14 protein-coding genes are annotated in these 15,498 nt (G+C 56.7%); 4 read left to right on the top strand and 10 right to left on the bottom strand.

The window, feature by feature from the left end; all coding sequences use genetic code 11:
- Positions 1-334 precede the first annotated feature (334 nt).
- The 4 genes from ACFOTD_RS32985 to ACFOTD_RS33000 all read right to left on the bottom strand — a co-directional run bounded on the left by ACFOTD_RS32985 (position 335) and on the right by ACFOTD_RS33000 (position 5,707).
- A complete protein-coding gene (locus ACFOTD_RS32985; protein WP_378124245.1) occupies positions 335-1,912 on the bottom strand; it encodes a stalk domain-containing protein in 1,578 nt (525 codons plus the stop codon).
- Positions 1,913-2,003: 91 nt separating this feature from the next.
- On the bottom strand, positions 2,004-3,884 hold the full coding sequence (locus ACFOTD_RS32990) for a CHASE2 domain-containing protein (protein WP_378124247.1): 1,881 nt from the start codon (positions 3,882-3,884) through the stop codon (positions 2,004-2,006).
- Between the two features lie 159 nt (positions 3,885-4,043).
- Positions 4,044-4,280, bottom strand: a complete 237-nt coding sequence (locus ACFOTD_RS32995) for a ferredoxin (protein ID WP_378124248.1) — start codon at positions 4,278-4,280, stop codon at positions 4,044-4,046.
- 143 nt (positions 4,281-4,423) lie between these two features.
- Positions 4,424-5,707, bottom strand: a complete 1,284-nt coding sequence (locus tag ACFOTD_RS33000) for a DNA polymerase IV (protein ID WP_378124249.1) — start codon at positions 5,705-5,707, stop codon at positions 4,424-4,426.
- Positions 5,708-5,896: 189 nt separating this feature from the next.
- On the opposite strand from ACFOTD_RS33000, the gene cimA reads away from it, so the two are divergent.
- Positions 5,897-7,510, top strand: coding sequence for a citramalate synthase (gene cimA / locus ACFOTD_RS33005; protein WP_378124250.1), 1,614 nt, complete (start codon positions 5,897-5,899; stop codon positions 7,508-7,510).
- 259 nt (positions 7,511-7,769) lie between these two features.
- On the opposite strand, the gene ACFOTD_RS33010 is transcribed toward cimA, so the two are convergent.
- The gene (locus tag ACFOTD_RS33010; protein ID WP_378124251.1) at positions 7,770-8,360 is read right to left on the bottom strand and encodes a TlpA family protein disulfide reductase; all 591 of its coding nucleotides are present in this window, start codon (positions 8,358-8,360) and stop codon (positions 7,770-7,772) included.
- Positions 8,361-8,511: 151 nt separating this feature from the next.
- Here ACFOTD_RS33010 and ACFOTD_RS33015 point away from each other — a divergent pair, with 151 nt between their 5' ends.
- Positions 8,512-8,928 carry a Mov34/MPN/PAD-1 family protein gene (locus ACFOTD_RS33015; RefSeq protein WP_378124252.1) on the top strand — a complete coding sequence of 139 codons (417 nt, stop codon included), beginning with the start codon at positions 8,512-8,514 and terminating at the stop codon, positions 8,926-8,928.
- Here the strand turns inward: ACFOTD_RS33015 and ACFOTD_RS33020 are convergent.
- From ACFOTD_RS33020 to ACFOTD_RS33030, 3 genes are all read right to left on the bottom strand, one after another.
- A complete protein-coding gene (locus ACFOTD_RS33020; protein ID WP_378124253.1) occupies positions 8,925-9,662 on the bottom strand; it encodes an exonuclease domain-containing protein in 738 nt (245 codons plus the stop codon). The two genes, ACFOTD_RS33015 and ACFOTD_RS33020, sit on opposite strands and share 4 nt — an antisense overlap.
- A 5-nt stretch (positions 9,663-9,667) precedes the next feature.
- Entirely contained in the window at positions 9,668-10,741 is a 1,074-nt protein-coding gene (locus ACFOTD_RS33025) for a DUF294 nucleotidyltransferase-like domain-containing protein (RefSeq protein WP_378124272.1), read from the bottom strand.
- Positions 10,742-10,811: 70 nt separating this feature from the next.
- Positions 10,812-12,191: an ammonium transporter gene (locus ACFOTD_RS33030; protein WP_378124254.1), complete on the bottom strand. Its 1,380-nt coding sequence runs from the start codon at positions 12,189-12,191 to the stop codon at positions 10,812-10,814.
- Between the two features lie 441 nt (positions 12,192-12,632).
- Here ACFOTD_RS33030 and ACFOTD_RS33035 point away from each other — a divergent pair, with 441 nt between their 5' ends.
- Both ACFOTD_RS33035 and ACFOTD_RS33040 read left to right on the top strand, forming a co-directional pair.
- Positions 12,633-13,091, top strand: coding sequence for a MerR family transcriptional regulator (locus ACFOTD_RS33035; RefSeq protein WP_378124255.1), 459 nt, complete (start codon positions 12,633-12,635; stop codon positions 13,089-13,091).
- A gap of 51 nt (positions 13,092-13,142) precedes the next feature.
- Positions 13,143-13,823 carry a zinc metallopeptidase gene (locus ACFOTD_RS33040; RefSeq protein ID WP_378124256.1) on the top strand — a complete coding sequence of 227 codons (681 nt, stop codon included), beginning with the start codon at positions 13,143-13,145 and terminating at the stop codon, positions 13,821-13,823.
- 81 nt (positions 13,824-13,904) lie between these two features.
- Here the strand turns inward: ACFOTD_RS33040 and gltC are convergent, their stop codons facing one another.
- Positions 13,905-14,807: a glutamate biosynthesis transcriptional regulator GltC gene (gene gltC / locus ACFOTD_RS33045; RefSeq protein WP_378124257.1), complete on the bottom strand. Its 903-nt coding sequence runs from the start codon at positions 14,805-14,807 to the stop codon at positions 13,905-13,907.
- Between the two features lie 23 nt (positions 14,808-14,830).
- Positions 14,831-15,433: a rhomboid family intramembrane serine protease gene (locus tag ACFOTD_RS33050; RefSeq protein WP_378124258.1), complete on the bottom strand. Its 603-nt coding sequence runs from the start codon at positions 15,431-15,433 to the stop codon at positions 14,831-14,833.
- Between the last annotated feature and the right edge of the window lie 65 nt (positions 15,434-15,498).

Below are 15,498 nucleotides of genomic sequence, written 5' to 3' on the forward strand. Positions count from 1 at the left end.
GCATGGGTCAAGACATTGGAAGACGCTTCAGACTATTACAGATCGGTGTAATCGCGCGAAATAAAGACCTACGCTGTAAAGATCGAATCATTGTAGGCCATGACTCCAGTTTTAGGGGGCCTAGCCGTATTTGCAGGTATTTCATAAACTGTCGCGAGCCGACAGAAAATACCTGTACAAATGCAGGTTTTAGGCGGGCCAACCCAAACCCCGATGAGCGCCGGCACGCCAAAACACACTAACCTGCCCAAGAATTGCCGCTTATCTAACATTCCGAAAAAAGAACCGTCCGTCAGCGGCAAGCGCTGCGAACGGTCCCGATGAGCCATCTCGTTTAGAACGTTTTGCTGCGGATGATGACGGTCTGGACGGAAGCATCCCATTGAATGTCCAGATCGCCCTCCGTTGCGAAAAAGCGGACCGGCACGTAGAAGCTGCCGTCCTTGAGCACCGGGGCGGCATTCAGCGTGAGATCGGACTTGAGGCCGCCGCTGCTCTTGGAGACCTTTTTCTGTCCGTTCGTCACCGAGTAGACGACATCGCCTTTGGTCAGCTTGCCCGACTTGGTCTTGGCATCGTACGTCACCGCGAAGCCCGTCGCCTGGCCGACAGCACGCAGCGGCAAGTACGTCGCGCCGCCGGATACGAACGCAGGCTTGTCCGATCCCAGCGGCGAGCCATTTAACAGCGTCTTGATCGCGCCGTCCTTTTTCAGTCCAGCCGCTCCCGCGTACTTCTCAAGATGCCGGATTTTGTTGCCCGATTCGTCAGCGATCGCAAGGCTGCCGTCCGGCAGGACGGCGACATCGGTGGGATGGTCGAACTGCGCCGCGTAGAGGACGCCGTCGACCGCTCCCGGCTCCGTCGCTTCGCCGGCCAGCGTCTTCACCTGCCCGTCCTTGAGCAGCCGGACGACATGATTCAGGCTGTCCGCGATAATAAGCGTCCCGTCCGGCGCGATCGCGAGGCCTTCGGGTGCGTCGAATCGCGCCGAGGCGGCCGCGCCGTCCAGGTATTCGCCTTCGGCATAAGGATTGTCGGCGCCAAGCGCCGGCGCCGTCCCTGCGACCGTGCTGACCGTGCCGGCAGCGAAGTCGATATAGCGGATGCGCTGATTGCCGCGGTCGCTTACGTACAGGTTGCCCTTGGCGTCGAGCGCCAGTCCGCTCGGCTCATTGAACTTGGCCGCTGCCAGCGGTCCGTCCGCATAGTCGCCGAAGCTCTCCGCAGCGCCTGGCAGGTACTGGCCGACTCGCGTCGATGGCGCGTTCAGCGTCGTAACGGTGCCGTCTGCCGCGATCTTGCGGATCGCGTGATTCAGCGTATCCGCCACGTATACGTTGCCCGCTGCATCGACGGCGACATCGGACGGCGCGTTGAACGCGGCGGCGCTGCCTTTTCCGTCGGCCGAACCCACCAGGCCGTTGCCGGCCAGCGTCGTCACTTTGCCGTCCGCTCCGATCTTGCGGATCGCATTGTTGCCCGCGTCCGCGACGAAGGCGTTGCCTGCCGCATCGAAGACGATGCCAAGCGGCTGGTCGAACAGCGCGCGATCCGACAGGTCGTCATGATAAGAACCCGTCGGCAGGCCGCCTTCGTCGGATCCGGAGAAGTGCCCCGCGTAGGTAGTCAGCGCATTCGCGGCGAGCATACGGATCAGATGGTTCCCGCTATCCGACACGGCCAGGCTTCCGTCCGCGCGAACGGCGACCGAGTGCGGCTTGAACAGCGTCGCCCCTGCGAGCGGGCCGTCCTGGCTTCCCCATTCGGACTGGCCTGCCCAGGTGCGAATCTCGTAGAGGCCGCCCGATTGAAGCCAGCCCGTATCTGCCGCGAGCGCGGCTCCGGGTACGGTCAGGCTGAGTGCGAGCGCCGCCGCGGCGCCGGCCGTTTTGCGATTCCATGCTTTCATTTTCATTCTCCTTCATAGGCTACTCGATCTCGTAAATCCGTTAATTCCTATTTTATAGAAGCATAAAGTCGGGAAAATCCGACAAAAGTCACTAAATCGCGTTCAAATGGTCTTTTGAAGCAGCAATTGTCGGCGCGGGCGCTCCCGCGACCCCGAGCAGCTCGTATACGCGAATCGGCAGCGATTTGCCCTTGAACATCCGGTCCTCGCCATCGTCAAACCGGAAATAGTCAACCGTTTTCGCATATACGGCGTCCGACACCATGATCTGACCGGGCTTGGTCTGCGATTCGATCCGCGCCGCGATGTTCACGTTGTCCCCGATCGCCGTGTAGTCCACGCGCAGATAGGAGCCGATATTGCCGACGACGACGGTGCCGGTATGAATGCCGATGCCGACGTTGACCTCGCAGCCGTATTTTTCGCGGATCGTCCGCCTGATCTCGTTCATGCCCTGCTGAATCTCGTAGGCAGTCTTTACCGCGAGCCGCTCATGGTCTTCGACGTCGAGCGGCGCGTTAAACAATATCATGGCAGCGTCACCGATGAACTTGTCGATCGTGCCCCTGTTGGCCAGCGTCGTCTCGGTGATCATATTGAACATCGTGTTCAGCGTGTCGACTAATTCGGACGGCGTGAGCTTCTCGGACAGCGGCGTAAAGCCCCGGATGTCCAGGAACAATACGGTGATCGTCTTTGAATCGCCGCCGAGCTTGATGTCGATATCCTGAGAGACGATCTGCTTGACTAGATCGGGCGATATATAGCGGCCGAACTGACGCGTGACGAAATGCTTTTGCGCGCTTTCCAGATACGACTTGAGCGACACGTTGGTCAGGTAGGCAAGCGTGACCGCGAGGATCGTGTCAGCGACGCCGATCTGAATCTTATAGGCGCTATAAGCAAGCATCTGCCCGTATACCAGGCCTGAAGCCGCCGCGAGATACAGCAGGATCGAGTAAATGTTTTTGAGGCGCCAAGGGAGCAATATAAATAGAAGGAACAGCACGAGTCCGCCCAGCCAGATCGTCCACGCCGGCGCATAACCGACCGACGTACCGCTTAGCAGCTGGTTCACGATGTTGGCGTGCACGTAAACGAGCTGCATTTTCTTTTCGATCGGCGTCGTCCCGCTGTCCTGACCCGAATCGTCGGATAGTCCGACGGCCGTAAAGCCGACCAGCACGACCGAATCCTTGAAGACGCTCGGATCGATCTCGCCATTGAGTACCCGGCTGAACGATACGGTCGTAACGTCCTCCGTGTTCAAAAGGTAATCGATCGTGATCGTATTTTTTGCGACCGCGTTGTTTTTTTCGAAAATTTTGCCGGGATCGGTCATTTTGTCGTAAGCGGACAGGTCCGCGCCGGCCATTCCCGCCGCCATGTAAGCGAGCGAAGGATAGACCGTGCCGTTCTCGTCCTGAATCTTGAGCCAGGTCTGACGGATGACGCCGTCCGGACTCGCGACCCGATTGATGTTCGCAAGCTTGGCATGCTCCGCGAACTGAGGCAGCGGGCCATCCATGCGATAAGCCTTAAGCAAGGCGTCCGGCCTTGCCACGGTCTCGCCGAACACGTCGCCTTCCGTCTCCCCGATGACGGGCAGGATGACGTTGTCGTAAGCGGCGAGCGCGTCCGAGAACGCCTGATCGCTGTCCGCGTTCGTCTCTTCGTTAAACGTAATATCGAAGCCGATCGCCTTCGGTTCGCTGCCCGGTTGGTTCAGCATATCGAGAAAAGGCGCATAGACGGCCCGATCCCATGGGAACCGTCCAAGCTCGGCCAACGAGTCGTTGTCGATCGCGACCACGACGACGTCCTTAGGAGGCTTGCCGGCAGCTTGCTTCATATTGTAGTCGTAAAGCATGTTGTCGAGGCGGCCGAGCCACCGCTCGTTGTGCGCGAAAAACAAGGCGATCAACAGCAACACGTTCATCGCGATAGCCAATCTTTTAATTTTCTCTCTCACGGGTTCCCCTGCCCTTTGCGATTCGATCGACATTCCATAGCTAGTATACTTGAATCCGGGGAGAGATTGTTCAAATTTTGTCAAAAAAGGTCGCAAAAAAACCTTCCCTTGCCAGAAGGCAATCGGGAAGGTCGATGGGTCCGCGCAAGAAATCGGGAACTACATGTTAAAGGGCTCGTCGGCGATCTGAATCGAATCCGTCGGGCAGCCGTCCGAAGCGTCTTGGAGATCGTCGTACAACTCCTCCGGAATCTCGGTCGTACCCCGGTTCGCGTCGCCCTTGAAGATGACTTCCGCCAATCCTTCGTCGTCGTAATCGTAAATATCGGGGGCCGTGGCGCCGCAAGCGCCGCAAGCGATACAAGTGTCTTTATCGACATACGTAAATTTAGCCATAATATGATAAGCCTCCTAAAAAAGTCAATCCCGCTTGCCTTACGCGGAAACGTTCGTTGTTTAAATCCAAATATAATACAAAAGACCGCGACTTTCAAATAAAAATAAGGAATACCGGGCTATAGCTTCGGCTTATAGCGACGCTATTCGCCTTCTTCCTTCTCCCGCAAAAAGTCGGTTTGAAGGGACGTTCCCCTTATCTTTTTGTTGCGAATCAAGGCCGACGGATCGTTGGTGAGCATGCCGGCCGTGAGCACCGCGCTCTCGCCGAATTTGTCCCGCAGCCGGTCGAGCACGGAGACGAGCTCGGCCTTTCGCGGCGTTTCCTCGTATTCAAATAGATCAAGCTGGACAGGCGTTTCCGTTTTGGGCGACAGGCTCTGCAGCGTGATGCCGAGCAGGCGTACCGGCTCCCCTTCGCGCCAATTCGCGTCCATTAGCTTGCATGCGACCTTATAAACGTCATCGGCGTTCTCGGTCGGCACATCGACCGTGTGGGAGCGCGTGATCGTTTTCATGTCGGGATCCCGGATCGTAATCTGCACGGCCCTGCACATCATGCCTTCCCGCCTGAGCCGCCGCGCGGTCTGATCCGCAAGGTTCAACAGCACGCGGCGGAACTCCTCCCGCTTGGTCAGATCGGCCGGAAGCGTCGTCGTATGGCCGACGGACTTGGCCGCCTCGCGCACCGGTTCGACCGGCGAGTCGTCCTGCCCGTGCGCAGCCCGCTTCATCCAGGACCCGTAAACGCCGAATTTGTCCTTGAGCAGCTTCTCGTCCGCGGCTGCAAGCTCGCCGATCGTTCGGATGTTCATCCTCAATAGCTTCTCCGCCGTTTTGCCGCCGATCCCATACAACGTTTGGCAGGGCTTGCCCCACAACAACCGGGGCACGTCTCGCCGCCGCACGACGGTGACTGCGTCGGGCTTGCGCATATCGGAGCCCATCTTGGCGAGCAGCTTGTTCGGTCCGATGCCGATGGAGCACGGCAGCCCAAGCTCCTCCTTCACCCTGCGGCGAATCGATTCGGCGATCTCGATCGCGGTGCCGAACTGGGAACTGCCGGTAATGTCAAGGAAGCACTCGTCGATCGACACGGACTCGATTTGCGGCGTATAGGCGCCGGCGATGCGCCGGAAGCCCCGCGAATAATGCCTGTAGAGATCGAAGTCCGGGGAGATGAGAATCAGCTCGGGACATGCCCGCTCGGCCTGCCTGACCGTCATTCCCGTCTTGACGCCTTTGGCCCTCGCTTCATAAGAGCTCGTCACGACGATCCCCTTGCGCAGCTCCACGCTTCCCGCGACGGCCGTCGGCTTTCCTTTATATAGTTCGGGTTGTTCCGCCGCATGAACCGAGCAATAAAAGGCGTTCATGTCCATGTGCAATATGATCCTACCGCGTTTCTCGCGGACCCCGCCATCCATCTCGCTCATTCTCCTCGCGCGTTTTTCGGCTTCCTTCATTATAATGCTTGAAGCCTCCGCGGTCACTCCGCGGCTTTCCGACAGCCCGCCCCCTCGTCATTCCTCCCTCTACAATTGGGACACCGCATGTTATAATAGTTAGAATATTCGCCGACTGGCTATTTACGTTCTTGGGAGGTACCCTCATCCATGACCCAATCCATCAGCATTTTCGATACGACGCTTCGCGACGGCACCCAGGGGGAAGGCATCAGCCTTACAGCCGAGGACAAGCTCAAGATCGCCCTGAAGCTCGACGCGCTGGGCATTCATTATATTGAAGGCGGCAATCCGGGCAGCAACAGCAAAGACATCGAGTTCTTCAAGCGCGCTCGCGAGCTCAATCTTAACGCCAAGCTGACCGCCTTCGGCAGTACGCGTCGCAAGAACAGCTCCTGCGAGCAGGACGGCAATCTGCGCAACCTGATCGAATCCGGCGCGAAGGCGGCGACGCTGGTCGGCAAGACTTGGGATTTCCATGTCCATACGGCACTGCAGACGACGCTCGAGGAAAACCTGGCCATGATCGGCGAATCGATCGCCTTTTTGAAGCGCCACGGGCTCGAAGCCATTTTCGATTCGGAGCATTTCTTCGACGGCTACAAGGCGAATCCGGAATATGCGCTGGCGGCGCTGACGCGCGCCCGCGAAGCGGGTGCCGACTGGATCGTGCTGTGCGATACGAACGGCGGGACGCTGCCAAGCGAGATCTCGGAGATCGTATCGAGCGTCTCGGCTCAAGTCCATGCGCCGATCGGCATCCATACGCACAACGACTGCGAGCTTGCCGTGGCCAATACGCTGGCCGCCGTCGCTGCAGGCGCGCGCCAGATCCAAGGAACGATCAACGGTTACGGCGAGCGCTGCGGCAACGCCAACCTTTGTTCCATTATCCCGACGCTCCAGCTCAAGCTCGGCTATCCGGTCGTATCCGACGAGCAGCTTCGCTCCCTCACTTCCGTAGCGCGCTACGTGGGCGAGATCGCGAATGTCATGCTTCCGGTCAACCAGCCTTACGTAGGTACGGCTGCGTTCGCTCACAAAGGCGGCATCCACGTGTCTGCGATCCTGAAGGACTCGAAGACCTATGAGCATATCGCGCCTGAGCTCGTCGGCAACAAGCAGCGGGTGCTCGTATCCGAGCTCGCCGGACAGAGCAACATTTTGTCCAAAGCCCAGGAAATGGGTCTCGACGTGACCACGGACAGCGCCAAAGCCAAAGGCGTGATCGAAAAAATCAAGCAACTTGAGCACGAGGGTTATCAGTTCGAAGGCGCAGACGCATCGCTGGAGCTTCTGCTTCGGGAGGCATACACCGATATCGTTGATGTATTCTCCGTCGAATCGTTCAAGATTCTCGTCGAGAAATCTAAGGCAGGCGCGCAGACCGAAGCGATCGTCAAGCTGAACGTCGGCGGGCAGCAGGTGTACACGGCCGCCGAAGGCAATGGCCCGGTCAACGCGCTGGACAATGCGCTTCGCAAGGCGCTCTCCCAGTACTTCCCCGGCATTCAGGACATTCACTTGTCCGACTATAAGGTCCGCGTACTGGACGAAAAAGAGACGACAGCCGCGAAGGTCCGCGTGCTCATCGAATCGTCGGACTTCAAGGACAGCTGGAGCACGGTCGGCGTCTCCTCCAACGTCATCGAGGCAAGCTGGGAAGCGCTCATCGACAGCATCCGCTACGCGCTGCTCGGCATGGCGCAGAGCGACTTCTCCCCCGCAGCGCCGCGCGAGACGCTCGGCCTGGTCAACCACTGATTCAGCATGATATGAGATGAGGCAACGAATACTGTGCCCATCTCTTTTTTTTCATCCATAAAACGGCTGCTCGCTAGGGCGCTCAAGCCAAGCTTCTTGGCAGTGCAGTTGTTCGCGAAACGGCGGCTTCTGCATGAGCAACAAACAAAAACCGTTTTTCCTTAAAATGGAGGCGTCGAGCACCCATTAATAGAAGAACGGTTTCTGCATACATGTAGTATTGCAATTCGATTGCAGCTCGCAGCTAGCGTTATCCGGATTAAGCGGCTTCCTTCATCGCCTCTTCGATCATCGTCCGCCATTCCTTCAAGCTCCTGGCCCCTTCGATCCGCTGACGGACGACGCCTTGACGATCCACGATAAAGCTGATCGGGTACGAGAACACTTTATACTCGTCTCCTACCTTGCCGTCTTTGTCCATCAGCACGGGGAACGGAATCGCTTTTTCTTTGACGAAATCCTTCGCGCCTCTTACCGTATCGTATTTGGTCGCATTGACCCCGTACAACTCGATTTTTCCTTTGTACTCCTCGTAGAGCTTCACCAGATCCGGCGCTTCGACATCGCAAGGTCCGCACCACGAAGCCCAAAAGTTGATGACCAGCACCTTATCCTGCGGCGCCTTAGAATCAACCTCGTAGGTCGTACTCTCGTCCAGGGATGACAGCTTTAACGAAGGCGCCAATGACCCTACTGTCGGCGCCTCCTTCGTTGGCGATCCACCATTCTGAGACACCGCAGAGCCATTTTCCGCCTCACTTGTGCCTTTTCCGTTTCCGGCTAGATTATAGACCAACACGCCTGCAATCGCTACGATAAAAATGACGACAATGATAACGTTACGCTTCAATTCCTTCTCCTCGCTTCGCCTAGATCGCTCCTTCCATCTTAACGGATTCGGCAGATTCGTGCCATCCCCTTCACCCGTACCATTGCAAGCGTACTCCCGGTCGCGCATACTGATCCTACTGCGCCATAGAGAAAGGCTGAGTCCGATGCACATGCCAATAGAAGTCCATATAAGCAAGGCGCTGCTTCGCACACTTGCTGATGGTTGCCGCCAGACACTTCCTTACGAAGCTTGCGGCGTCCTGCTGGGAGCGTCCCGCGAAGCGGTCTTAGCCATCTGCGATTTCCTTTTTATTCAAAATGCCGCCGCAGATCCAGCAAACGCGTTTGCCTTCGAACCTGACTCATGGATCGCAGCCGCATACGCAGCGCAAAAAAGCCGACAACAAATCATCGGCTTTTTCCATTCCCATCCGTCCAGTCCGCCGTTGCCGAGCGATAGCGATCTCCGCGGATGGGATGGCTTCGGATGTCACTTGATCGTCGGCCTGCAGCCTTCGGCAAATATGCGCGCATACGGTCTGGATGGCGACGGCACATGGACCAGGCTCAAGCTGTGCGTTCGTTAATGTCTGCTGAGATAGGCATACAAATCCCCTAGCGTCGATACCTGTTTAGCCTGTATCAACTCAAGGAAGGCGAACCACAACTTCGCCGTCATCAACGAGTCGTGAAGCGCATGATGGCGATACGTGATCTCGATCCCGTAGCTTTCCAGCAGCTCGTCCAGACCGTAGCTTTTGCGCCGCGGCTCCAGCCACTTGGCGACCATCATTGTGTCGACGACGCGATGGGACAGATTGACCTTGGACGTCTTCCACAACGCGGCGTTCAGGAATTGCTTGTCGTGGCCGCTCCCGTGGGCGATCAACACTCGCTTGCCGATAAAGTCGAGGAAGTCGTGAAGTCCCTGCATAAGATCGGGAGCGTCCTGCGCCATCGCGTCCGTAATCCCGGTCAGCTCCGTAATATGCGACGGAATCTTTCTGCGCGGGTTCACCAGACGATAGAACGGCTCGGCAGCCTCGAGCTCGCCCCCCTTGATCAAGACCCCTCCTATGGAGAGAATCTCGTCGCCGTTGTAAGGATTGAAGCCGGTCGTCTCCAGGTCGAATACGACAGCCTCCATTTCCGATAAAGGCGTATCCAAAGCGGATTCCTTGCGTTGATCGCGCGATAGTTGCCGGATGAATGCCATTTGCTGCGCATTGGAAGAACCCAGCATCGAAGCGATTGCCGGCGTGATGCCGCCCGTTTTGTATAAATGCCACATGCGGCCCATTGGACTTTTGGGCTCCTTCATGCCATTCACCTCCCGCCGAAGCGGCGTTGCATCTCCTTCTCCAGATGGCGCTGCAGCCGCCTGCTGATCCGCAGCGCCTTCTTGAGCGGAGCTTTCTCTTCCTTCTCCAGCAGCGCGGCTCTAAGCTTGCCGTTGCCGGCCCATTGTCCGCTGTCATCCCGTCCCGAAGCAAGCAATCGAAGACGCAGGAACACCTCGAACGCCCAAGCCGCTTCGTCGGCCGTATCTCCGCTTATCGCCCCGAGCTCCCGAAGAGCTTGGATGCGGCCGAGCGTGCTCGTCGCCGGAATATCGGCACGCATGGCCAGCAAGCGAAAAATATTGACCATCGGGATATAAGCACCGTACTTAATATCCAGACTACCCGCGTTTTCCCCGTAATTCTCTACGAAGAGCTGACCGAACACGCCAATCAGCACCTTATGCCTAAGCGTGTTTTCGAGCATACGTCTGGCGATGTCGGCATGGGACATCATGTCGCCGATGTAGCGGCCTTTCCATCTGCGACCAAGCTCGACGTCGCCGGCCAATAGACGCGCATCTGCCAGGATCAGCAGATACCGGACATTTTCCCAGCTAGGCACTTCGAACCAGCGGTCAACCTTCTCCTCCCAGGCCGAGATCGGAAGGCACCACTCGGGATTCGAGACGATGACATTGCCTTCGCAGGGCGGATAACCGATCTCGAACAATGATGCGACGATCCGGGAGCCGAGCGCGCCGAAGTACGCCGCGGCTAGTTCGGCATCCTCCGGATTGGGGCAGTCGCCATAGACCAGGCCGCTGTCCTGATCGCTCGCGAGCGTCTGCTCCCCCCGTCCCCCGCTTCCGAATAAGAAATAGGCATACGGCACGGGCGGAGCGACGAGCCCCATCCGTGCCGTATCTTGCTCCGCCAACGTCAATACCCGGCGGATTAAAGCGTCGTGCAGCTCGTTCAGCGCTTCGACGACCGGGACGATCCGATGCTCTTCATGCAAGAGCGCGCTGACGCGCTCCTGCACCTCTTCCCGGATCGTCCGCAATTGATGCAGCGTTCCCGCGCCGTTAATTTCAAGCAACCGCTGTGCCAAGTCCATCTGGGACAATGCGGTCCTACCTCCTGTCGGGACGCCGATGCTATATTTGATGGGACTGATGAGATGTCGATCAGAGCGCAGTCGTGTTCGTACTTGCACGCTTCAGCGCTTCCGGATAGCCATAAGTGCCGTGCTCGGACAGGTCGAGACCGATGATCTCTTGCTCTTCGGTGACGCGCAGACCGCTCACTTGCTTAATGACCCACAGTACGATAAACGATGCAGCGAATGCGAAGGCGCCGCAAACGACGACGGAAAGGAATTGTACCCACAGTTGTTCGCCGCCGCCGCCGTAGAACAGACCGGCCTTGCCGACGCCGACTTGGTCGACGAGCTTTTGGGTTGCGAACAGGCCGTTGGCCAGCGTGCCCCAAACGCCTGCCGCACCGTGTACGGACATCGCCGAGATCGGATCGTCGACGCGCATCTTTTCGAAAAATTGTGCGCTCACGACGACAAGCACGCCTGCAATAAGACCAATTACGACTGCTGCCCAAGGTTCAACGAATGCGCAGGACGCAGTGATGGCAACCAGACCGCCCAGGGCGCCGTTCAGCATCGATGGAATGTCGGCCTTGCCCTTCAACAGCCAGGAGATCAGCAGCGCGGATACCGCGCCGCCGGCTGCGCCAAGCTGAGTCGTGAAAGCGACGTATCCGAAGAAGCCTTCGCCTACGGACACCGCGCTGCCGGCGTTAAAGCCGAACCAGCCTACCCAGAGGATCAATACGGACAGAGAAGTGAATACTTGGTTGTGACCGAGAATTTCGTTAGCGGAGCCGTCCTTGTTGAACTTGCCGATCCGCGGCTTGAGCAGGATGGTCGCTGCGAGCGCGGCCATCGCACCAGTCAAGTGAACGACGGTGGAGCCGGCATAGTCCTGCGCGCCGTCGGCTGCCAACCAGCCGCCGCCCCAGATCCAGTGAGCGATGATCGGATAAATAACCGCTGCGAAAACGATCGTAAAGATCAGGTATACGGACAGCTTGGCGCGCTCGGCGAAACCGCCCCATGCGATCGAGAGCGATACGGCCGCGAACGCCAATTGGAATACGAAGAATATCGTCGAAGGATAAGCGTCGCCCTCCCCCGCCACGATTGACGGATCGAAGAAGAAATTGCCGAGCCCCATGAACTTGTTCAAGCTTTCGCCGGCATCGCCGCCGAAGGTAATACCATAGCCTACCGCCCAGTATACCAGAGAAGCCAGGCCTACCGTAAAGATTGTCTTACCGGCAACGTGACCGGCATTTTTCATGCGCGTGGAGCCGGTCTCGAGCAGGATGAAGCCGCCTTGCATGAGCAGAACCAAAATGGCGGCGACCATGATCCACAGTGCGTTAAGACCCATATCCAGCGTCGCTGCGGACGGATCACCATCCGCTGCAAAAGCCATCGTTGGGAATAATAGCAGCAATGCGCCTAAACCGAGCAAACTTTTCTTCAACAATACGACCACTCCCCAACATGTAATGTTTCATAACATTTTAAGAAAGCCTTAATGTCATTATAGTTAGAAGATACCGATTTGACAATAAGAATTTCGAATAAAAGTTCGGACTTTCCTTAATATATCTGACATAAAAGCTGGAATATCAATTTAATGTTAAGGATTGAATCACATTTACGGATTAAAACCCGTATCTACACGGCCTTAACCTTACATAAGAGGATTTGTCGACTATTCATAAATTGAGAAGCTCTTTTCAATTCGCGTCACCATTCCTGTCAAGAGAATGAACTTCAGCATTCCTGTAATTATCAGGAGAATTTTTTCAGCATTCCTGCATAATTAGTCCTACATAATTTCGTCACAAGCATTACGTTTGACTGTACGGTTTGGGATTGGGTATGATAAACGCATAACGATCATAAGAAAGGGGATAAGCTCATGCGACACGGAGCCGCGGAACCGCCTCGCAATTTGTACCGGATCGGAGAACTGTCCCGATTGTCCGGCGTCAGCCCGCGAACCATCGATTATTACACCGGCCTCGGCCTGCTCTCCGCCGCCAAGCGCTCGGACGGCAATTATCGCCTATATAATGATGAAACGCTCGAACGAATTAAACGTATTGAACAATTGAAGGCTCAAAAGTTTTCCCTCGAAGAGATCAAGGAGATGTTCACGACCCTCAGCCGCGTATCGCCCAGCGAGCAGGTGAACCGCAAGATTGCCGACCTGTCGAGCCACCTCTCCCAGCTAGAACGGGAAGTAAAGGAGCTCGAGCCGGTCCTCGAGCAGCTCAAACCGGGTCAAGCCAAACGCCTGTTCAAGACAATCACGCCGCAGACGGCCGCGGTCATCGAAGCGCTTCTTCTTCTTTTGAACAAGGGAAATTTTATGTAGCCTCTCGTACGTACGTTTTTAGAGGAATTTACGCCACGGAGGTAGATGCATATGAACGCCAACTGGATGTACATCTTGATCATTCCCGCATTTCTACTGTCTCTGTGGGCGCAGTTCCGCGTGAAGGGCACCTTCAATAAATGGTCCGAGGTCCGCACCTCTACCGGCTTGACCGGTTACGAGGCCGCACGCCGGATGCTCGACCGCAATGGCCTTCACGATGTGCCCATCGAGCCTGTGCAAGGTACCCTGTCAGACCACTACGACCCCGTACAACGGGTCGTACGGCTGTCGGAGCCGGTCTATTACGAAAGCTCCATCGCCGCAGTATCCGTCGCCTGCCACGAGGTCGGCCACGCCATCCAGCACCAACAGCATTATCCGGCGCTTGTGCTGCGCCACCGGATGTTCCCGATCGTACGCTTCGCATCGGGCCTCGCTCCGTTCCTGTTCATCGTCGGCATCATCTTTGCCGCTACGAACCTGATCGGACTCGGCGTCATCTTCTTCTCCGCCGCTGTCGCCTTCCAGTTGGTGACGCTGCCGGTCGAGTTCAACGCCAGCAATCGGGCTCGCCAAGTAATGGTGGCCGAAGGCTTCATCGCTAGAGACGAGGAACGCGGTGTAGGCAAGGTTCTCAACGCCGCTGCGCTGACCTATGTAGCCGCAGCGCTTATGTCGTTGCTCGAGCTGATTCGCCTCGTTTTAATTTACACGAACAGCCGCGAATAATAATGTCAGTCAGAATAATGACATGCAAATGCAAAAGGAAAGGACCGGGCGAGAGCCGGTCCTTTCCTTTTGCATTTATGTTCAAACAGGCTTGTAATGCCCGCTAAAGTAATCCACCAAGAAATTATGAAACAGCTTGACCACAGCCTGCGGCTTCTCGCCCGATCGCCTGATCAGACCGATCGTGCGGGTTACCTGCGGTTCTCGCACCTTCACGACGGCCGGCATCATTGTCCCGGTCTGGTAGAGCGCCATCTCCGGCAGCAAGCTCACGCCCATCCCAGCGGCAACTAAGCCGCGTATCGTGTCCGTCTCTTCGCCCTCAAAGCCGATTGTCGGCACGAAGCCGGCGAGCCTGCAAGCATCCCATACAAGGGGTCGCAAGGAATAACCATTGCTAAACAAAACGAACGTATCGTCCTTCAACTCGGCCAGATGAATCGATTCCTCCCCGGCCAGCGGATGGCTCGGGGGCAGTATCGCATACAGATCCTCCGTCAGCACGACTTCGCCCGTCACCTGCTCATGCCGCTCGGGAAACGGAGAAATGAACGCTAAGTCAATCTCTCCTTCAACGATATCACGGATCAGAGACGGATACATCCCTTGCCGGAACCTGAACTTGACGCCCGGATGCAGCTTGCGAAAACAGGCGATCACCTGCGGAATGAGCTGCGTTCCCAGACTGTGCGGGAATCCAAGCCTGATCTCCCCAAGCTCGGGATCCATGAACTCGTGAATTTCATTCACCGCACGATCCAGGTCCTGCAACACGCTCTGCGCGCGCTTCAGAAATAGCTGACCTACCGGAGTCAACTGAACGTTGCGCCCACGCTGCATAAACAGCCTCACGCCAAGCTCTTCCTCCAGTCGATGAATCTGCCGACTCACCGCCGACTGCGCCACATGGAGCTCCTCCGACGCCTTGGTCACGTGCTGCAGGCGCGCCACCTGGATAAAGTACTGCAATTGCCTAAGCTCCACGATTAGAGCCCCTTCCCTCTTCCTTATCGATTCAAAAATCGACTGCCCATCAAAGCGTACAAAACAAATCCCGCCAGCAAACCGCCCACATGCGCCCAGTAACCAATGCCCGGCACGATAAAGGACATGACGAGCCCGATTACAAGAATACCTAGAATTGTCGACCTGGAACCTTGGTCGAGCGCGTATCGCTGGAATATTACCATGAACAAGTACGCGCCGTACAAGGCATAAATGGAAGTGGACGCTCCAACCGCGATCCACTCCGGTCCCGAGAATGCTGCAGCGAACACATTGCCGAGCACGCCGGAAATCAAGTAAAAGAAAGCATATCTTGCATGTCCGAACAACCGCTCAAGCGGCGCCGCGAAAACGAAAACGGCAAACATGTTCATCGCAAGATGGGCAAGACCCGCATGCAAAAAAAGCGCCGTAACGAACCGCCAATTCTGGTCATAACCCGGAAAGCTCGTTAGCGCTCCATATTTAACCAACGTATCGCCGCGCGTAGGGTCGCCGTTAAAAAGCATGATCACGAACATGACCAGATTGGCAGCGATGATCGTCGAATTGACGGGGTACAGACGAAGATATTGCCTCAGACTCTCATAGCGAACAAAAATCAATGACCACCACTCCTTTGTCTGGCTGCAATTCGTCATTGGACAACGGCAATTCCGACATTTATAAT

Origin of the sequence: Cohnella sp. GCM10012308 (assembly GCF_042649185.1) — a bacterium.
Classification (GTDB): domain Bacteria; phylum Bacillota; class Bacilli; order Paenibacillales; family Paenibacillaceae; genus Cohnella.